The sequence below is a fragment of the Microbacterium sp. 2216-1 genome, assembly GCF_046507855.1.
Taxonomy (GTDB): domain Bacteria; phylum Actinomycetota; class Actinomycetes; order Actinomycetales; family Microbacteriaceae; genus Microbacterium; species Microbacterium esteraromaticum_C.
This window is the reverse complement of record NZ_JBKFTM010000001.1, coordinates 1,242,903-1,262,188: the sequence shown is the minus strand read 5'-3', so window position 1 is coordinate 1,262,188 and position 19,286 is coordinate 1,242,903. Positions and strand designations below refer to the sequence as shown.

Sequence of the window (19,286 nt, the reverse complement as noted above, 5' to 3'; positions counted from 1 at the left end):
AGAACGATCATGAACCAGCAGACCGATTCGGCGGCATCCGCCATCAGCATCTCGAACCTCACCAAGTCCTTCGGCGCCGTGCGCGCTCTCGATGGGCTGACTCTCGACGTGGCACCGGGGGAGGTGCACGGCTTCCTCGGCCCCAACGGCGCGGGCAAGTCGACCACCATCCGCGTGCTCCTCGGCATCCTCCGGCACGACTCCGGAACCGTACGCGTACTCGGCGGTGATCCCTGGACCGACGCCGTCACCCTGCACCGACGTCTGGCCTATGTTCCCGGCGACGTGGAGCTCTGGCCGAATCTCACCGGCGGTGAGGCCATCGACCTGTTCGCGCGCCTGCGCGGCCGGATCGACGAGAAGAAGCGCGACGAGCTGATCGAGCGCTTCGATCTCGACCCGCGAAAGAAGGGACGCACCTACTCCAAGGGGAATCGGCAGAAGGTCGCGCTGATCTCGGCGCTGGCCTCGAACGTCGAACTGCTGCTTCTCGACGAGCCGACCGCCGGTCTTGACCCGCTCATGGAGGCGGTCTTCCAGGAGTGCATTCGAGAGGCCAAGGAGGCCGGACGCACGGTACTGCTCTCCAGCCACATCCTCGCGCAGGTCGAGGTGCTCGCGGACCGGATCTCGATCGTGCGCAACGGCAAGATCGTGGAGTCGGGAACACTCGGGGAGTTGCGGCACCTCGGGCGGACGTCGGTGACGGCGCAGACGACGACCGCACCGGCCGGTTTGGAGGCGCGGGAGGGCATCCACAACTACCTGCGGGACGGTAGCCAGCTTCGCTTCGATGCCGACACCCAACACCTCCCCGAGATCATGCGCGAGCTCTCCGCGCTCGGTGTGCAGACGTTGACCGCCGCACCGCCGACGCTGGAGCAGTTGCTGCTGCGCCACTACGGTGACGAGCTCAGCAGGAGCGCATCATGACCGCTGTGCTGGACGCACCGACGCGGGTGCACGTGGCATCCGGATCCGGCGGCTCGCTGACCGGGACGGGCAGGCTCCTGCTCTTCATGCTGCGCCGCGACCGTGTGCGCTTCACATCGTGGGTGCTCGGTTTGACGCTGATGATGGCGTACTTCGCGAACGCGATCGGCCTCATTCTCGATGAGACGGCAGTGCAGGGCTTCGCCGCGCTGGCGCGGAACCCGGTCATCGCGCTCATCGGTGGCCCCGGCTATGGTTTCGACGAGATCACAGTCGGCAGGATCGTGGTGGGGATCTACGGCGTCTATCTGATGCTCGGCGCAGCGCTGATGAGCATCCTCACCGTCTCACGGCACACCAGGGCCGAGGAACAAGCAGGACGAGCCGAGCTCGTACGTGCCAACGTCGTCGGTCGACACGCGCAGCTCGCGGCCGCGGTGATCCTCGTAGCGCTGATGAACGTCGTCATGACCGTGCTGATGGCACTCGCCTTCCACTTCTCCCCATTGGAGCCGGGAGTATTCGGGCCATCGCTGTTGTTCGCCTGCAGTGTCGGCGCCGTCGGGCTCGTCTTCGCGGGCGTGACAGCTGTCACCGTGCAGTTGTCGGCGTTCTCACGGGCCGCGTCAGGCATGGCCGGAGCGGTGCTCGGAGCAGCGTTCGTCATCCGCGGACTCGGGGACATGTCCCGCGCACAGGGCGGCGACCTCGGCTGGCTCTCGTGGCTGTCACCTCTCGGCTGGTCGCAGCAGACGGCACCGCTGACTCTTGACCGGTGGTGGCCCCTGCTGCTGTCGCTCGGGTTCGCGGTACTGTGCACGACGACCGCCGTGGCGCTACAGTCTCGCCGCGATCTCGCCGCGGGCATCCTTCCGGACCGGCTCGGCGCGGGTCGCGCTCCGGGCTGGCTGCGCGGCCCCCTGTCCCTGGCCTTCCGCCTACAGCGCTCTGCGCTGGTGTGGTGGTCGGTGGCGATCCTGCTCGGCGGCATCACCTTCGGCACGTTCGCCGAGCCCATGGTCGAGAATGCGGCCGGGCTGCCCGACGAGATCATGATCATCTTCGGAGGGACCGAGGGGATCATCGAGGGCTATCTGGGCTTCATGAGCGTCTACTTCGCGTTCATGGTGGCCGTGTTCGCCATCCTCTCGGTGCAGGCCTTGGTCGGCGAGGAACAGTCGGTCCGTACGGAGCCGGTACTCGCCGCCTCGGTGTCACGCGCCGGATGGCTGCTGTCGTGGACCATCGTCGCCGCGCTCGGCTCGGTCTGGCTGCTCGCGCTGGCAGGGGTGGGCAACGGCATCGGTGCCGCACTCGCAACGGATGAGTGGGGGCTGCTCGGTGACGTGCTCGTTGGACAGATCGCGCAGGTCACTTCCGTGTGGGCTCTGCTGGGACTCGCCGTCGCGCTCTACGGGTTCGCCCCGCGGCTCGTCGGCCTCACGTGGGCCGTGTTCGGGTGGGGGACGGCACTGAGCCTGTTCGGCGACATGCTGCAGCTCGACGAAGCGCTGTTGTCGACCTCGGTGTTCCGACACGTCGGTCAGTACCCCGCACAGGATCTATCGTGGTCCGGCGTGGCGGTGCTCACGGCCGCGACGGTCGCGCTGATCGGCATCGGCGTCGCCGGGTTCCGACGTCGCGACCTGACGACGGCCTGACCGGCGACAGTCGCACAGTACGGCGTCACTGGCGTGTCGAGCCGGCAAGACGGTACTGTGCGACTGTTGCGGTCTGCAGATGAAGAGAAGGGTGTCATTCATGGCATCGGAGACAGCGTTCGGACGACACCACCTCCCGATCCAGCGGCCGCGCGTTGGGGCAGACACTCCGGTGGATGCCCGGGATGCCGTGCCGCCGCATCCCGCAGCGCCGCTGCGGCCGCCGGCAGGCGCTCCGAACGTGCTGATCATCCTCGTCGACGACATGGGGTTCGGCGGCAGCAGCGCGTTTGGTGGCCCGTGTCAGATGCCCGCGGCCGAACGTATCGCCGCCGACGGCGTCAAACTGACCCGTTTCCACACGACGGCGCTGTGCTCGCCATCGCGTCAAGCGCTGATGACGGGGCGCAACCACCACTCCGCCGAGATGGGAGCTCTCGCTGAGGTCGCGACCTCGTTCCCCGGCTATACCGGCGTGCGTCCCGATGACTGCGCGACGCTGGCGCAGGTGCTCAAACTGAATGGCTATTCCACCGGCATGTTCGGCAAGCATCATCAGACACCGCCCTGGGAGACGAGCCCGTCCGGGCCGTTCGACCGTTGGCCGACAGGGGAGGGGTTCGAGCGCTTCTACGGCTTCATCGGCGGCGACACGCACCAGTACACTCCCGCTCTCGTCGACGGAACGAAGCCGATCGAGCCGCCGCGCACCTACGAGGAGGGTTACCACCTCTCGGAGGACCTGGTCGATCAAGCCATCGACTGGATCGGGAACCTGACATCCCTCACGCCCGACAAGCCGTGGTTCACCTACCTCGCCTTCGGTGCGACGCACGCGCCGCATCACGCCCCGCAGAGCTACCTGGAGGCGGTGCGCGGCGCCTTCGACCACGGCTACGACGAAGAGCGGGCTCGTATCTTCGCTCGCCAGAAGCAACTCGGGGTCATTCCCGCCGATGCCGAGCTCACTTCACCGAACGCGAAGATCCCCTCGTGGGATGAGCTCACGCCTGCCGACCAGCGGGTGGGTGCCCGACTTTTCGAAGCGTATGCCGCCATGGCCCGGCACATGGATGATCAGGTCGCTCGCCTGATGGACTCTCTGGAAGAGCAGGGCGTTCTGGACGACACGCTGATCTTCTACATTCTCGGCGACAACGGGGCTTCTGCGGAGGCTGGCGCGTACGGGACGTTCAATGAGATGGCCTATCAGAATAATGTGCTGATGACCACGGCGGACATCGAGCCTCATCTCGACGAGGTCGGGACGCCGGCGTCATTCAACCACGTTCCGTCTGGATGGGCGCAGGCGCTGAACACGCCCTACCAGTGGAGCAAGATCGTCGCTTCGCATTGGGGAGGAACCCGGACCGGTACCATCGTGCGCTATCCGGGCAAGGTGCCTGCGGGGGAGTGCCGCCACCAGTTCACCCATCTCATCGATGTCGTTCCGACCGTGCTCGAGTACGCGGGAATTCCCGAACCCGTGAGTGTCAACGGCGTACAGCAACGTCCGGTCGAGGGCACGAGCTTCAAGTACGCGCTTGAGGATGCAGGCGCCGCTGAGCGCCACATCACGCAGTACTTCGAGATCGCGGGAAACCGTGGCATCTATCACCAGGGGTGGACGGCGGTGACGCAGCACCTGCTGCCGTGGCCGGATCCAGACGACCAGATCCCCGCGCTCACGGACGATGCCTGGGAGCTGTACGGTCCCGATGACTGGACACAGGCGCATGATCTCGCCAGCGAGATGCCTGAGAAGCTGCGAGAGATGCAGGACCGGTTCCTCATCGAGGGGGCCAAGTACAACGTGCTGCCCATCGACGACCGCGAACGGGAGCGCTTCGATCCGACGATCGCGGGGCGGCCCGATCTGATGGGCGGCCGCACGCGACAGGTGCTGCGGCCGGGCATGTCGCGTCTGAACGAGAACACCGTGCTGAACGTCAAGAACAGGTCGTTCTCGGTGACGGCACGCGTTCAGTTAGACGAGGGTGTGACGGCGCGTGGCGCTCTGATCGCGCAGGGCGGAGGATTCGGCGGCTGGAGCCTGTACTTCGCCGAGGGCCGTCTCACCTACGCGCACAACTTCGTCGGCTTGGGGACGCATTCCGTACGTTCGGATCGAGTGCTGACGGCGGGGGAGCACGACATCCGCCTTGAGTTCGCCTACGACGGCGGCGGAGTCGGCAAGGGCGGCACCGCGTCGTTGTTCTACGACGACGACCGCGTGGCCTCCGGGCGAATCGAACGCACCGTGCCGGGACTGTTCTCGTTCGATGAAGGACTCGACGTGGGACTCGACAGCCTCGACCCGGTGGTAGCCGACTACGGAGTCGAGCGTGGGGTCTTCTCCGGATCGATCGCCCAGGTCGTCATAGATACGGGGGATGACGCCGTTTCGGACCCGAACCTCGTGCTCAGGACGCGCTATCGCCGCCAGTGATCGGCGTGACGCTCAGCGCTCCAGACGACCGGGACGTCGCGCATAACGAGCACATGGTCGAGTTCGGCCGCACCTGTCGGGAGGCCATCGAAGAAGCTCGAGGCGGCATGCCTGATGTGACCGGGGTGCACCCGCCACGCATCGGTGTCGAGGTGCAGCGCCTCGAGCCCAAGGCTCCGTGTCGGCGACAAGCCGAGGGAGTCCTTTCGGAAGAACTCGGATGCCTGCTCGACGTCGGCGAACAGCGAGCTGCGGAAATGCGCAGGTTCGGTGACATCGACGGCGACGTCCACGCGAAGGTCGGTCGAGGTGACCGTGACATGCACGCTGTCGTGCGACTCGATCGAGGTCACGCGAGCCGCTTCGTGCACGCCGGGGAAGACACGACCGCCGGCGGCACGGGCCAGCCGCGATGCAGAGTGGCGGCGGGGGATGAAGACGCCGGTGCGCACGCCGCGCAGACCATCCCATTCGACGGCGATCCGGTGCGCGGCGCTCTCGCTGCGATGGCCGGCCCGCGGTGCGAACCACGCCGGTCGGAAGTGCGCAAGGCGGATAAGGCAGACGCCGGCTACGGCGCTGCCGTCAACCAGTTGTGGGCGAAGCCCGTCGGGAAGTATCGGAGCGATCGCGTCTGGCTGAACCCGGTAGTTGACGAGAAGCCGTCGCTCGATTGTCGCTGCCATGCGCGGAGTCGTGATGGTCACGGCCACATCGTATGACGGTGCGCGCGTTATGTGTGCCGGGGGCGTGATCCTCGTGTCGTGTCAGGCGTGGGGAGAGGTGCAACTACCTGAACTGACATAATGTGCATTATCGGCTTTAGCGCGTGGGTGCTCACCGGAGTCGTTGCCGTCTAGGGCATCGCCGCGGACACCAGGTCGCGAGCAGCCGCCGGGTACAACGGGATCTCCACGTCATCATCGCTGAGCGAGCGCCACAGAACGGGAACGACAGTGCCATCGGATTCTGTGAGCGTGCCGCCGCCCTTCGGCGGTTCCGGATCGAGCCTCCCGGCGAACACGGCGACGACCTCGTGGCCGAGCGCGCCCTCGTAGGTGAAGATGCTCTCGACGACGCCGAGCTGCGTGAGGTCGATGATGCTGGCGTCGAGCTCTTCATCGATCTCTCGGATGATCGCCTGCTCGAAGGTCTCGCCGAGTTCAACGCTCCCTCCGATGAGACGGTGGAAGCCCAGCGGGTTCTCACGCGTCCGGCCGTTGGCGCTGACCAGGTGATGCGATCCGTCGGCACTGGGAACGACGATCATGGCCTTGACACGAACGATGGAGCGATCGACAGACATAGGGTCCATCATCGCGCACGTGAGTGGACGCGCTCATGAGAACTGGTGATACTGATCGGATGACCACAACGCGCCGTCGCCTCACCGGTTCACTCACAGCCGGAGCGGCAGTCCTGCTGTTGGCACTCACCGGCTGCTCAGCGTCGGCGACTCCGCCTGCCGCAGACGACAGTGCAACCACGAAGCCGACGGCGACGTCGCCCGCGCCGTCACCGACAACATCCTCCGCCACCCCGCAGCAGAGTTTTCTCGACTGGCTCGCGGCGAGCCGCGAGCCGAATGCTGATGTCGCGTGCGCCTATCTCAGTGACGCCTTGGTCGAGCGGATGCTGGCCGAGATGAAGGCCAGTGGATTCCCGGTCTCCGACTGCGCGGAGATGACGAATGTCACCGCTCAGGCCTACGCGGCCACGGGCGACGTCGCGGAGGTCGACATCGAGACCGTCTCTGAAGAAGCGCAGCGCGCGGAACTCTTCGTGACGTACGCCGGCGGCAGTTGCGGCACTGTCGTGCTCGAACCCGGCGTGGAGCACTGGATCATGACCGAGCAGTCCGAAGAGCAGTGCTGAGCGGCCCCTCAGTCACCTGATCCACCAGGGACCCGAGCGACAGCGATGAGGTGCGCGCTCATATCGCGAACGCCCGGGCGGTCCGCTGCGGCACGCGCGATCGCCAGCGCTGCCTGAGAGAGCTCCTCCCCCGCATCCACCATCGATTCGAGCAGGATACCTGCAGGACCCTCGACGCCGACGACCTCGATGACGTCGAGTCCGGCGGCAGTCGCTTCGGATGCCAGCTCCTCGGCGGTATGGAAGTGCCCGGCGGGGAATCGCATGCCATCAGCGGGTTTTCCCTGGGCCGCGAGGGAGACCCACTCCCCCGGATACGGCTCCGGAACGTCGCGGCCCAGTGTGGCCTGACCAAACGCGATGTATCGCGACAGGCCAGCGGCGAAGACGAATCCGCCAGGACCGACAACGCGCGCTGCTTCGCGCAACGCAAGGATTCGATCAGCATAGGCGGCCAGGTGATACAGAGGGCCGAGCAGCAGGGCCGCATCGAAGGACCCAGCGGCGAACGGCAGCTCTCTGGCGTCTCCCACCCGCGCGTTGAGGCCGAGCGCGCGGGCTTGCTCGACGTGACGCGAAACCGGATCGAGAACTTCGACGACGTAGCCGGCATCCGTCAGCGCGCGTGCGTGGATTCCCGCGCCGCCACCGATGTCGATCATCGTGCCCGCCGAGACATGCTCCCGAATGATCTCTTGCGTCCGCACGTACTCCAGCGGACCCTGCGCCGAACGCGTCGTCAGACGCGCATGCTCATCGAACACACTCGTGTAGTAGGACTGGATGCGGGCATCAATGTCCTCCTGCATCGGCACCGAGTCACGCCCCGACGTAGTCGGCGAGGTGCTGCCCTGTCAGCGTCGAACGCGCCGCCACGAGGTCGGCCGGGGTGCCCTCGAACACCACGCGACCGCCGTCGTGTCCTGCCCCCGGGCCGATGTCGATGATCCAGTCGGCGTGCGCCATCACCGCCTGGTGGTGCTCGATCACGATGACCGTCTTTCCGGAATCAACGAGCCGGTCGAGCAGCGCGAGCAGATTGTCGACGTCGGCGAGGTGCAAGCCGGTGGTCGGCTCGTCGAGCACGTATGTCTCTGCCGCCTCGCCCATCTGGATGGCGAGCTTCAGGCGCTGACGCTCTCCGCCCGAGAGAGTGGAGAGCGGCTGGCCGAGCGTGAGGTAGCCGAGCCCGACGTCCTCCATACGGCTGAGGATCTTCACGGCCGCGGGGATCCTGGTATCGGGTGCCGAGAAGAACGCGTGCGCCTCGGCCACGGGCAGATCGAGCACCTGCGTGATATCGAGTCCACCCAGCCGGTAGTCGAGCACCGCTGCTTGGAAACGCTTGCCGCCACAATCCTCACAGGGCGTCTCGATGGTGTCCATGAACCCGAGCTCTGTCACGATCACGCCGGCGCCCTTGCACGTGGGGCATGCGCCTTCGCTGTTCGCACTGAACAACGCGGGCTTGACGCCGTTCGCCTTCGCGAATGCCTTGCGGATCGGATCGAGCATTCCGGTGTACGTGGCGGGGTTGCTGCGGCGCGAGCCCTTGATCGCCGTCTGATCGATCGAGACGACGTCCGGACGCGGCGAAATGGAGCCGTGCACGAGTGAACTCTTACCCGAGCCAGCGACACCGGTGATCACCGTGAGCACCCCGGTCGGGACGTCCACATCGACGTTCTTCAGATTGTTCGCGTTGGCACCGCGTACCTCGATGACCCCGGTACGTGTGCGGACGCCCTCCTTGAGACGCGCGCGATCCTTCAGATGTCGGCCGGTGACCGTGTCACTGGCGGCGAGGTCCTCGACCGAACCCTTGAAGTCGATCTCGCCTCCCGCGCTACCGGCTCCGGGGCCGAGATCGACGACATGGTCGCCGATCGCGATGGTCTCTGGCTTGTGCTCGACGACCAGAACGGTGTTCCCCTTGTCGCGCAGCTGCAGCAGCAGGGCATTCATCTGCTGAATGTCGTGCGGATGCAACCCGATCGTCGGCTCATCGAAGACGTAGGTGACGTCGGTGAGGGATGATCCCAGGTGCCGAAGCAGCTTGATGCGCTGGGCCTCTCCCCCACTCAGCGTGCCCGACGGGCGCTCCAGGCTCAGATACCCGAGTCCCAGTGTCACGAAGGAATCGAGATTCGCCCGCAGCGCCTCCAGCAGCGGACCGGCACCGGGGAGTTCCAGCCCGCGGACCCAGGTGGCCAGGTCGGTCACCTGCATCCGACAGGCATCGGCGATGCTGACGCCATCGATCTTCGACGACCGCGCCCCCTCCGTCAGACGGGTCCCGTCGCATTCGGGGCATGTGGCGAACGTCGCGGCGCGTTCGACGAATGCGCGGATGTGCGGCTGCAGGGCGTCGATGTCTTTGGACAGCATCGACTTGCTGATCTTGGGGATTAATCCCTCGTAGGTGATGTTGATGTCGTTGATCTTGACCTTGGTCACCTCGCCGTACAGGAACAGGTGGCGCTGCTTCTCGGTGAACGAGGCGATCGGCTTGTCGGCCGGGTAGAAGCCCGAGCCGGCGAACTGCTTCACCATCCACCCGTCGGCGGTGTAGCCGGGCACCAGGATGGCGCCGTCCGACAGCGACTTCGATTCGTCGACGACCTGTGTCAGATCCAGATCCGACACCGATCCCCTGCCCTCGCAGCGTGGGCACATACCGCCCAGATAGACGGCATCCTTCACGATCTTCTTCTCGCCGCCCGGCCCCGTCATCACACCGCTCGCGCGCTGGGTCGGGATATTGAACGAGAAGGCCGTCGGGCCACCGATGTACGGTGCGCCGAACCGCGAGAACAGGATGCGCAGCATTGCATTCGCGTCCGTGACGGTTCCCACCGTTGACCGCGGGTTGGCGCCGAGGCGTTCCTGATCGACGAGGATCGCCGTCGTGAGGCCCTCGAGCACGTCGACATCCGGTCGCGGCACCGATGGCATGAACCCCTGCACGAAGGCGCTGTAGGTCTCGTCGATCATGCGCCGGGACTCCGCCGCGATCGTGTCGAAGACGAGAGAGCTCTTGCCCGACCCCGAGACGCCGGTGAAGACCGTGAGACGCCGTTTCGGGATGCTGACGCTGACGCTCTTGAGGTTGTTCTCGCGTGCCCCCTCGACGCGGATGACGTCGTGGCCGTCCGCCGGATGCCTGTCTGCCACGGGTGGCTCCTTCCGCCGGGTTTTCTACGCCGGACCGTCTGATCCTTGCATCCACGTCCGACACACGCCACCCTCCATGGGCGAGAAAGTCGTGTGCCGGCGCCGGCACCCCGCTACGCTGAGGAACATCACCTTCATAGGAGACTCAAGGAAAGGTTCCCCATGACCGATGCACTCACTGAAGCGAAGAGCTTCATGAAGTCCGTTCGCACGTTCCTCGCCGTGTCCGGTGCGATCGCACTGATCGCCGGCATCGTTCTGCTCGCCTGGCCGAGCAAGACCGCGGTGATCGTCACCGGTATCTTCGCGTCCTACCTCATCGTCGGGGGCCTCGTCTACATCGGGCTCGGCATCTTCTCGGGCAAGGGTGGCGGCTGGGCCCGTGTCGGGCACATCCTGCTGGGTCTGCTGTATCTCGCGGCAGGAATCATCGCCTTCGCCAACCTGGGCGCGGCGAAGGTCACCCTGGCGATCGTCGTCGCCATCTTCATCGGCATCAGCTGGATCGTCGACGGCGTCGTCGCCTTGAGCATCATGGGGCAGAAGACCACTAAGGTCTGGACGCTGCTGTACTCGCTGCTCAGCATCATCGCCGGTATCGTCGTCATCCTGTCGCCGCTGTACGCAGCCGCCCTGCTGTGGATCGTGCTCGGCGCCTCGCTCGTGGCGCTGGGACTCATCCAGATCATCCGTGCGATCACGATGAAGAAGGACGTCGAGGCACTGGCCGTCTGACCGTCCCCTCACAACGAGAGAAGGCGCCCCGAGCAATCGGGTCGCCTTCTCTCGTTCGTGCGACGGTCGAGACCGACCATCGCACAAGGGTCACTCGGCGATGAAGTCCGAAGTGTCACCGATGAGTCGTGTGTTGTCTGCCGGAACCGCGTCGATGGCCGCCTGCGCGACCTCCGCAGCAAACTCGGACACGTTGTAGAGCTTGCCGGCAGACTCGCGGCGCCCGGCGATGGCACCCGGGTTCGCGCGCTCGAGCAGCGTGGCCGTGATGGTTCCCTCGATCATGTCGCCGGAGACCACCGTGAAACCGATGCCCTTCTCAGTCAGCCCCGGGATCAGCTCACGAAGAGCGTCTTCACCGGCGCGCTTCGACTTGGCGACCGGCTCGTACTCGGGCATGGTCGGGGTCGTCCGGATGAAGTGCGCCTGGTGGCTGGTGACGAACACCACGCGGGCGCCGTCACCCAGCAGCGGCTCGGCTGCCTTCAGCACACCCACCTGCGCGTCGCGGTTGAGCTTGAGTGCGTAGTCCTCGGCCATGCCGGATTCCATGCCGCCCGATGCGTTGAGCACCAGGATGTCAAGACGCCCGAACTCATCGCGCACCTGGTCGAACATCGCCGAGACCGACGCGGGGTCGGTCAGATCGGCGCCCACGACCAGAGCCCGGCGTCCCAGCGCACGCAGCTCGTTCGCGAGCTTCTCAGCGCGCGGCGCCTTGTTGCGGAAGTTGATCACGACATCTGCGCCGGCCTCGGCGAAGTAGCGGATCGTGTCGGCGCCGATACCTCGCGACGAACCGGTGACCAACGCCACCTTGCCGTCGAGGGATCCGGCGGGAAGAACCTGGGACATAACTACTCCTCGGGGGCGCGGATTTCGCACGTTCAGCGACGTCCCAGCCTACAGCGTCGCGGGTCGGGCCGAGCGTTCCCCACGCGTGGTAAGTTGAGCGCAGGAGGGCCCATGGACGGCTTCACGACATTCATCACGGTCATCGACGAGTGGGCGTGGATCGGCTGGATCGTGCTGATCGCCCTCTTCTTGGTGATCGAAATGCTCACGCTCGATCTCACCTTCCTGATGCTGTCGTTCGGCGGCGCCGTCGGCCTGGTCACCGACTTGGTCGGGGTACCGATCTGGGCGCAGGTCATCATTGCCGGCGCCGCGGCCGCGGCCTTCGTGTTCTTCTTGCGGCCACCGTTACTGCATCGCCTCAGCCGGGATGAAGATCCGACACCGACGAACCTCGACGCGTTGCTCGACCAGCGTGGCGTCGCACTCACCGACATCACCCAAGGGTCGGGACAGGTCAAGCTCGGCAACGGTGACACCTGGACCGCGCGGAGCTTCGACGGTGCTCCGATCAGTCAAGGCAGCCGTATCGCTGTCACCGAGATCGACGGCGCGACCGCGATCGTCCACCCCGTCACGGAAGAGGACTTCTGATGGACAGCTCGATCATCCCTGCCGCGATCGCCTGGGTGCTGGCGATCGCCGTCATCATCTTCGTGCTCGTCACCCTGGCGCGGGCGATCCGGATCATCCCCCAGGCGACAGCCGGCGTCGTCGAGCGACTCGGTCGCTATCACAAGACACTTACGCCGGGCCTCAACCTTTTGGTTCCGTTCATCGACCGGCTGCGCCCGTTGATCGACATGCGCGAACAGGTGGTGTCATTTCCCCCGCAGCCGGTGATCACCGAAGACAACCTCGTCGTCTCGATCGACACGGTGGTCTACTTTCAGGTGACCGACGCCCGCGCCGCTACCTACGAGATCGCGAACTACCTCGGCGCCGTCGAGCAGCTCACGACCACGACGTTGCGCAACGTCGTCGGCGGACTCAACCTCGAAGAGGCGCTCACCAGCCGTGACGAGATCAATGGGCAGCTGCGGGTGGTGCTCGACGAGGCGACCGGCAAGTGGGGCATCCGCGTCTCGCGGGTCGAGCTGAAGGCGATCGACCCGCCCGTCTCGATCCAGGACTCGATGGAGAAGCAGATGCGTGCCGAGCGTGACCGTCGCGCTGCGATCCTGACGGCCGAGGGGTCGAAGCAGTCGCAGATCCTCGAAGCCGAGGGTCAGCGTCAGGCCGCAATCCTCAAGGCCGAGGGTGACAAGCAGGCGGCTGTGCTCCGAGCGCAGGGTGAGGCCGAAGCGATCCAGAACGTCTTCACGGCGATTCACCAGGGCCGTCCCGACGACAAGCTGCTCGCCTACCAGTACCTGCAGATGCTTCCGAAGATCAGCGAGAGCGAATCCAGCAAACTCTGGATCATCCCCAGCGAGCTCACCGAGGCGCTCAAGGGCATCGGCAGCGCGTTCACGCCCCGCCCGGGCTCCGACTCACAGCGCGACGCGTGACGCACCCGTACTTCCGAGGAATCGACGGTCCCAGGGTTCTCGCGCACCGCGGTCTGGCGTCCGCCCCCGGGCAGGATCCCGCGATCTGGGAGAACACAGCAGCAGCATTCGCCGCGGCGGATGCTGCGGGAGCGCGCTATATCGAGACCGACTGCCAAGTCACCGCTGACGGCGACGTCGTACTGTTCCACGACAGCACGCTGCAGCGCATCGCCGGGGACCCTCGGTCGATTGCTTCGGTGCGCACCGCCGAGCTTGTCGATCTCTTCGCCGACCACGGTGGGCTGCTGACGGTCACCGAAGCTCTCGAGGCCTTTCCGCGCTCACGCTTCAACATCGATGTGAAGGTTGCCGCTGTCGCCGCCCCGATCGGTGCGCAGATCGCTCCGCACGCGCACCGCGTTCTGTTGACGAGCTTCTCAGACCGCAACCGCGCGGCGGCGCTGGACTCCGTTCGACGCGCGGGCGCCGAGATACCACCGGCGACCTCCGGCGGTAAGCGCGTCATCGCGGCGTTGCGTGCACTCTCCGGGGCCCGCCTCTCCCCCGCTCGCGCACTGCGCGGCGTCGACGCCGTGCAGATCCCCGAACGTCATGCCGGCGTGCGCATTCTGACGCCCTCACTCGTGCGGGCGGCGCACGCGCTGGGGGTCGAAGTGCATGTGTGGACCGTCAACGATCCCGCCGAGATGCAACGCCTCGTCGATGCGGGCGTCGATGGAATCGTGACCGATCGTGCGGATCTCGCGCTGGGTACGCTCGGTCGACCCTGATACACCCAAAACGTCGTCCTTAACCTGAGAATATCCTGAGTCTTCCGCGCAGAACTCGCGACCATGCATGAAGCGCACAGGCGCGAGCGCTATACCTGACAGCGACGAGAGGACCACACAATGGCAGATCGCAGCCTTCGCGGCATCCGATTGGGTGCGCAGAGCCTTCAGAGCGAAGAGGGCGTCGTTTTCATGGAACGTCGCGCTACGACGTACAAGTGCGAGTCGTGCGGTCAGGAGACCACGCTGATGTTCGCCGCGGATGCGGAGTCTCCGCAGACCTGGGAGTGCCGCGCGTGCGGCGCGGAAGCGGTGCTGCAGGTCGACGGCGCATCGGTCAAGCTCGAAGAGGCCGACGAGAAGGCGGCCCGCACGCACTGGGACATGCTTCTCGAGCGTCGCACCCGCGACGAGCTCGAAGAGCTTCTCGCAGACCGGCTCGCCTACGTGCGGGCACGTCGTGGCGACGGTGACGACCCGTCGCACGAGCGCATCGGCGCATGAGGCACCGACGCTGAATCACTCGCGCCGGGCGCGCACGCCGGCGATGATCAGCGTGACGCAGCCTGAGACCAGCAGCACCAGCTGAATCCAGGGGCCCAGCACGACACCCGCCGTGAGGCCGGAGCGTAGCTCGACATCCTCGAGCAACGCTCCGGCCTCATCTGCGTCCAGCGACGAGACGGTCGAGCCGTCCGGACGAATGATCTGACTCGTGCCCACCGTAGAGACGTTGACGACGCTGCGCCCCGTCTCGATCGCGCGCATGCGCGCGAAGGCGAGCTGCTGCAGGTTCTCGTCGGTGCCACGGAAGTCGGCGTTGTTGGTCTGGAACACGAGCACTTCGGCACCGGCGGTCACACTCTCGCGGATGACCTCGTCGTAGATCACGTCGAAGCAGATGGCCAGCCCCACGCGCACGCCGTCGACGTCGACGAACGGCGGGTTGACGCCCGGCGTGTACTCCCTGCCGATCAGGCCGATGAGGTCGGGAGCGATGGCGTAGTAGAAGTCACGGTCCGGCACGTACTCGCCGAACGGCACCGGGTGGCGCTTGTCGTGACTCTGCGTCGCGGTGCCCTCGTCGGTCCACAGGAAAGACGTGTTGAAGTACTCCTCGCCGCGTTGCGTCGCGGTGTTGGCGAGCAATGGCGCGTCGAAGACGTTCACCAGCCGGGTGAGCCGCCGTGCTGTCGCGGGATCCTGGAACGGGTCGTAGTCGACCCCGCCCTCCGGCCAGACGACGAGGTCGATATCCTCACCGCGCAACGCATCCATCGCCTCGGTCTGCGCGGTGATCACACCGTAGGGTTCGCGATCGTCGAAGTACCCGGTCGCACCGTTGCCCTGCACCGCGGCGATGCTCATCGCTCCGGACGGCGTCGTCGGGAACAGTGGCGTGAACACGAGAACGAGCACCGTCAGCGCCGGGGCGATCAGGCGCAACGGCTGTCGCCACGTGCGCATTCGTACGACCTCGATCAGCAGGGCTACCGCCGCGACCATCAGGAAGGTCAGGCCGCTCACGCCCACCCACGAGGCGACCGGAGCGAATGGCCCTTCCGACTGCGTCATGCCCAGCCGTGCCCAGGGAAAGCCACCGTACGGCCAGTTGCCGAGAAAGAGCTCGTGCACCGTCCAGAGCGCTGCGACGGTGAGTGGCAGCACCACGGTCCTGCTCCGCGGCCAAGCGCGTGGAAGCCACCGGTACGCCAGCGTGATGGGCACCAGCGCAATGGCCGTCAGCGCTGCCTCGAGCACGAACAGTGCCACCCATGGAATCGGGCCCAGATAGCGGGCGGTCCACGACACGAGCAGGGCGAACAGCACGAGTCCGTAGACCGCAGCCACCAGCAGCGCGCCGCCGAAGCGCCGGCCGATCAGGGCGGGCAGCAGCAGGGCAAGTGCGACGAAAGCCAAGGGCCATGCCGCCACTGCGGGGAAGGCGAAGTTCATCAGCACACCTGCGGCCGCGGCCATCGGTACGGCGAGCCACAGGGGCACGAGCGGGCGCACAGGAGCCGCGGTGGCGGATGCCGGCATCCGGGTCACACCGCCGAGTACGCGACGATGCCGCGACGCACACCATCGAGTGCACGCCGTGCAGTACGGGCGAGCTGGTCGTCCTCGGCGACGATCGAGAGCTGATCGAGCAGATCGATCGTCTGCTTCGACCAGCGCACGAAGTCACCCGCAGCCATATCGGCATCGACCAGCACCCGATCGAGGGAACCGCCTCGCGTCCAATTGTGCATCGCCGCAGCGAGCCCAGGAGCCAGCGGCTCGGTGCGTGGCAGGCCGTAGTCGTGCTCCAGCTCATCGAGCTCGACCCACAACCGCATCGTCTGGTCGTAGGCGATGCGGAACGCCCCGCGGGGCAGACCACGCTCGCCGAGGTTCTGTTCATCACGGCGGGGTTCGTACACCAGGCAGCTCGCCATGGCCGCAAGCGAGGGTGCATCGAGGTTGCGCCACAGGTTGTTCCGTAGCGCCTCTGCGACAAGCAGATCGCGCTCTCCGTAGATGCGACGCATCGTGCGGCCGGCCTCGGTGAGAGCGAGGTCACCGCCCTCGCCGTCGAGATAGCCGACCACCTGCAGCACGTCGATGACGCGGTCGAAAGTGCGGGCGACAGTGCCGGTGCGGGTCTCGATCTGCCGGCGTGTGCGATCGGTCTCGCGCTTGAGGGAGTAATACCGCTCTGCCCACCTCGCATGGGCTTCCCGATCGGGGCATCCGTGGCAGGAGTGGCGCTGCATGCGCGTCCGCAGACCCTGGATCTTCTTCATCCGCTTCTCGCGGACGGCTCGGGGCGCCGCCGCGTCCTTGCGGTTCTTCTTCTCGAGGTCGCTCAGCTCGCGGCGGATCGCCGCGTAGTCGGGAAAGTCCCCGTGTTCGCACTTCATCGCGGTGCGGTAGCCCTGCAGGGATTCCTCGGCGTCCTTGACCTTGCGTGCCAGGCCGACCACGGCGCGGTCCGCCTGGAACTGCGCGAACGACGATTCGAGGATCTCGCGCGCCCGTTCCCGACCGAACCGGTCGATCAGGTTGACGGCCATGTTGTAGGTGGGGCGGAAGCTGGAGTTCAGCGGATAGGTGCGCCGCGAAGCCAGCGCGGCGACCGCCTGCGGGTCCATGCCCGCGGTCCATTGCACGACCGCGTGACCCTCCACATCGATGCCGCGGCGGCCGGCGCGCCCCGTGAGCTGGGTGTACTCCCCTGAGGTAATCGCGACCCGCGCCTCGCCGTTGAACTTCTCCATCTTCTCGAGGACGACGGTGCGCGCGGGCATGTTGATTCCCAGCGCGAGCGTCTCGGTGGCGAAGACGGCCTTCACGAGCTTTCGCTGGAACAGTTCTTCGACGACTTCCTTGAAAGCGGGCAGGAGGCCGGCATGGTGGGCGGCGACACCCCGCTCCAGATTGTCGCGCCACTCCCAGAATCCGAGCACATCGAGGTCCTCGTCCTGCAAGGAGCGTGTGCGGTCATCGACGATCGCCTTGATCTCGGCGCGTTCCTCCGCTGTGGTCAGTCGCACACCGGCGCGTCTGACCTGCTGCACGGCAGCATCGCACCCGACGCGGCTGAAGATGAAGAAGATCGCCGGCAAGAGGTTCGCCCGTTCGAGCAGACGGACCACGTCGGGACGATCCATACGCTCGATGCGGCGCTCGTCGGCACCCCTGTTCGGGCGCTTACCGCCGCGCGGCGGGCGTTGAGCGTGACGGCCGGCGTGGCGGTTGCTGCGGTACTCCTGCGCCCGACGATTGCTCTCATGTCGCGGACCGGAAGAAGAGCGCAGGCGTGACAACTCCTGATTGACCTGTGCCGTGGCGACACCGGCGCGGTCGTCGAACAACGGCAGCAGGTCATCGCGCACCAGCACGTGCTGCTCCAGCGGTACCGGGCGGATCTCGGAGACGATCACATCGGTGTCACCGCGGACCGTGTCAAGCCAGTCACCGAACTCCTCGGCGTTCGACACCGTGGCACTGAGAGAGATCAGTCGCACATCCTGCGGAAGGTGCAGGATCACCTCTTCCCACACGGGGCCGCGGAACCGGTCGGCGAGGTAGTGAACCTCGTCCATGACGACATAGCGCAGCCCGCGCAGGGCGTCGGAGTCGGCGTACAGCATGTTGCGCAGCACTTCGGTAGTCATCACGACGATGCGCGCGTTGCCGTTGATGTTGGTGTCGCCGGTGAGCAGACCGACCTGGTCCGCGCCGTACACATCGACCAGCTCACGGAACTTCTGATTCGACAGCGCCTTCATCGGCGTGGTGTAGAACGCCTTGTCGTTCGCGGTCTGCATCGCCATGTGGATCGCGAACTCGCCGACGATCGTCTTGCCCGCACCGGTGGGGGCGGCGACCAGCACACTGCGCCCGCGCTCGAGGGCCTGACAGGCTTCGACCTGGAACGGGTCCAGGTCGAAGCGCTGCTGGGCCGAGAACGCCTGTGTCTGCGGGTGCTCCGCGGCCGATCGGGCTGCCGCGTAGCGCTCAGCGGGTGATGTCATGCTGCCGGGGCGTCCGGGTCAAGACCTGCGGCGATCTCGCGCTTCTTCTTGCGGCGGTCGAACAGCAACGACAACAGGGCCGCGGCGAAGTAGAGCACCACGAGAATGCCGGCCAGCAGCAGCATCGAACCGATGTCGGCCGCGGGCGTCGCGATCGCCGCGAACAGCGAGGCGACAAGGATCGCGATCCGCCACCCCTTCAGCATCGCCGCACCGGACATCACACCGGCGAGGTTCAACGCCACCATGAACACCGGCAGCACGAACGAGACACCGATCACCAGAACGAACTTCAGGATGAAGTCGTAGTAGTAATCGGAATCGAAGAAGTTCACGCCGATCTCGGGCACGAAGCTCGACATCACTTCGATCACGTGCGGTGCCACCAGCACGGCGACGTACCCACCGGTGAAGAACAGCGGTATCGCCGCACCGACGAACGCGAGCGTGTACCGGATCTCTTTCTTGGTGAGCCCCGGCATGACGAACGCCCAGATCTGCCACAGCCAGACCGGTGCCGACAACAACAGACCGATCGACAGAGCCATGCGGATTCGCAGGTTGAATCCAGAAGCGATGCCCGTGAACATCAACTCCGCGAAGTCGCCACCGCGCTCTTCATCGATGATGCGGATCGGCTCGGTCAGGAAGTTGATGATCGGGTCGGTGACGATGAATGCGATCACCATACCGGCCGCGAGGCCGATCACCGCGATGATCAGTCGCTTGCGAGCCTCGCGCAGATGCTCGCCGAGCGACATGCGTCGATCGCGCTTCCCGTCCTCGGGCTGCGCTTC

At 66.0% G+C, this 19,286-nt stretch carries 17 protein-coding genes; 9 read left to right on the top strand and 8 right to left on the bottom strand.

All coding sequences use genetic code 11. The features are described 5' to 3' along the window. The first annotated feature begins 9 nt into the window (after positions 1-9). From ACLD0U_RS05855 to ACLD0U_RS05845, 3 genes are all read left to right on the top strand, one after another. Positions 10-933, top strand: a complete 924-nt coding sequence (locus ACLD0U_RS05855) for an ABC transporter ATP-binding protein (RefSeq protein ID WP_179410840.1) — start codon at positions 10-12, stop codon at positions 931-933. Continuing rightward, complete coding sequence (locus ACLD0U_RS05850; protein WP_410340073.1) at positions 930-2,594, top strand: ABC transporter permease; 1,665 nt, start codon at positions 930-932, stop codon at positions 2,592-2,594. The genes ACLD0U_RS05855 and ACLD0U_RS05850 overlap by 4 nt, the downstream gene beginning before the upstream one ends. Positions 2,595-2,694: 100 nt before the next feature. Further along, on the top strand, positions 2,695-5,043 hold the full coding sequence (locus ACLD0U_RS05845) for an arylsulfatase (protein WP_410340072.1): 2,349 nt from the start codon (positions 2,695-2,697) through the stop codon (positions 5,041-5,043). On the opposite strand, the gene ACLD0U_RS05840 is transcribed toward ACLD0U_RS05845, so the two are convergent. Further along, on the bottom strand, positions 5,028-5,750 hold the full coding sequence (locus tag ACLD0U_RS05840; protein ID WP_410340071.1) for a DUF2071 domain-containing protein: 723 nt from the start codon (positions 5,748-5,750) through the stop codon (positions 5,028-5,030). The two genes, ACLD0U_RS05845 and ACLD0U_RS05840, sit on opposite strands and share 16 nt — an antisense overlap. Positions 5,751-5,899: 149 nt before the next feature. Beyond that, positions 5,900-6,349 (bottom strand): NUDIX domain-containing protein, encoded by a 450-nt coding sequence (locus ACLD0U_RS05835; RefSeq protein ID WP_410340070.1) that lies wholly within the window; start codon positions 6,347-6,349, stop codon positions 5,900-5,902. A gap of 59 nt (positions 6,350-6,408) precedes the next feature. On the opposite strand from ACLD0U_RS05835, the gene ACLD0U_RS05830 reads away from it, so the two are divergent. Beyond that, positions 6,409-6,918: a hypothetical protein gene (locus tag ACLD0U_RS05830; protein ID WP_410340069.1), complete on the top strand. Its 510-nt coding sequence runs from the start codon at positions 6,409-6,411 to the stop codon at positions 6,916-6,918. Positions 6,919-6,926: 8 nt separating this feature from the next. On the opposite strand, the gene ACLD0U_RS05825 is transcribed toward ACLD0U_RS05830, so the two are convergent. Both ACLD0U_RS05825 and ACLD0U_RS05820 read right to left on the bottom strand, forming a co-directional pair. Next, complete coding sequence (locus ACLD0U_RS05825) at positions 6,927-7,727, bottom strand: class I SAM-dependent methyltransferase (RefSeq protein ID WP_206823808.1); 801 nt, start codon at positions 7,725-7,727, stop codon at positions 6,927-6,929. Between the two features lie 10 nt (positions 7,728-7,737). After that, positions 7,738-10,092, bottom strand: coding sequence for an ATP-binding cassette domain-containing protein (locus tag ACLD0U_RS05820; protein ID WP_410340068.1), 2,355 nt, complete (start codon positions 10,090-10,092; stop codon positions 7,738-7,740). Positions 10,093-10,254: 162 nt separating this feature from the next. Between ACLD0U_RS05820 and ACLD0U_RS05815 the strand changes: the two genes are divergently transcribed. Further along, positions 10,255-10,827, top strand: a complete 573-nt coding sequence (locus ACLD0U_RS05815) for an HdeD family acid-resistance protein (RefSeq protein WP_206549886.1) — start codon at positions 10,255-10,257, stop codon at positions 10,825-10,827. A gap of 90 nt (positions 10,828-10,917) precedes the next feature. On the opposite strand, the gene ACLD0U_RS05810 is transcribed toward ACLD0U_RS05815, so the two are convergent. After that, complete coding sequence (locus tag ACLD0U_RS05810) at positions 10,918-11,682, bottom strand: SDR family oxidoreductase (protein WP_179410850.1); 765 nt, start codon at positions 11,680-11,682, stop codon at positions 10,918-10,920. Positions 11,683-11,793: 111 nt separating this feature from the next. Here ACLD0U_RS05810 and ACLD0U_RS05805 point away from each other — a divergent pair, with 111 nt between their 5' ends. The 4 genes from ACLD0U_RS05805 to ACLD0U_RS05790 all read left to right on the top strand — a co-directional run bounded on the left by ACLD0U_RS05805 (position 11,794) and on the right by ACLD0U_RS05790 (position 14,470). Next, positions 11,794-12,276 (top strand): NfeD family protein, encoded by a 483-nt coding sequence (locus tag ACLD0U_RS05805; RefSeq protein WP_410340067.1) that lies wholly within the window; start codon positions 11,794-11,796, stop codon positions 12,274-12,276. Continuing rightward, positions 12,276-13,193, top strand: a complete 918-nt coding sequence (locus tag ACLD0U_RS05800) for an SPFH domain-containing protein (RefSeq protein ID WP_179410852.1) — start codon at positions 12,276-12,278, stop codon at positions 13,191-13,193. Before ACLD0U_RS05805 ends, ACLD0U_RS05800 begins: the two co-directional genes overlap by 1 nt. Beyond that, positions 13,190-13,966, top strand: a complete 777-nt coding sequence (locus ACLD0U_RS05795) for a glycerophosphodiester phosphodiesterase family protein (RefSeq protein WP_410340066.1) — start codon at positions 13,190-13,192, stop codon at positions 13,964-13,966. The genes ACLD0U_RS05800 and ACLD0U_RS05795 overlap by 4 nt, the downstream gene beginning before the upstream one ends. 120 nt (positions 13,967-14,086) lie before the next feature. Next, a complete protein-coding gene (locus tag ACLD0U_RS05790; RefSeq protein ID WP_179410854.1) occupies positions 14,087-14,470 on the top strand; it encodes an RNA polymerase-binding protein RbpA in 384 nt (127 codons plus the stop codon). Positions 14,471-14,485: 15 nt separating this feature from the next. Here ACLD0U_RS05790 and lnt read toward each other — a convergent pair whose 3' ends face one another. The 3 genes from lnt to tatC are packed head-to-tail and all read right to left on the bottom strand — an operon-like array spanning position 14,486 to position 19,250. Beyond that, complete coding sequence (gene lnt, locus ACLD0U_RS05785; protein WP_410340271.1) at positions 14,486-16,009, bottom strand: apolipoprotein N-acyltransferase; 1,524 nt, start codon at positions 16,007-16,009, stop codon at positions 14,486-14,488. Positions 16,010-16,014: 5 nt separating this feature from the next. Continuing rightward, positions 16,015-18,489, bottom strand: coding sequence for a DEAD/DEAH box helicase (locus tag ACLD0U_RS05780; protein ID WP_206820540.1), 2,475 nt, complete (start codon positions 18,487-18,489; stop codon positions 16,015-16,017). After that, positions 18,486-19,250 carry a twin-arginine translocase subunit TatC gene (gene tatC / locus ACLD0U_RS05775; RefSeq protein WP_206551199.1) on the bottom strand — a complete coding sequence of 255 codons (765 nt, stop codon included), beginning with the start codon at positions 19,248-19,250 and terminating at the stop codon, positions 18,486-18,488. Before tatC ends, ACLD0U_RS05780 begins: the two co-directional genes overlap by 4 nt. Positions 19,251-19,286 lie beyond the last annotated feature (36 nt).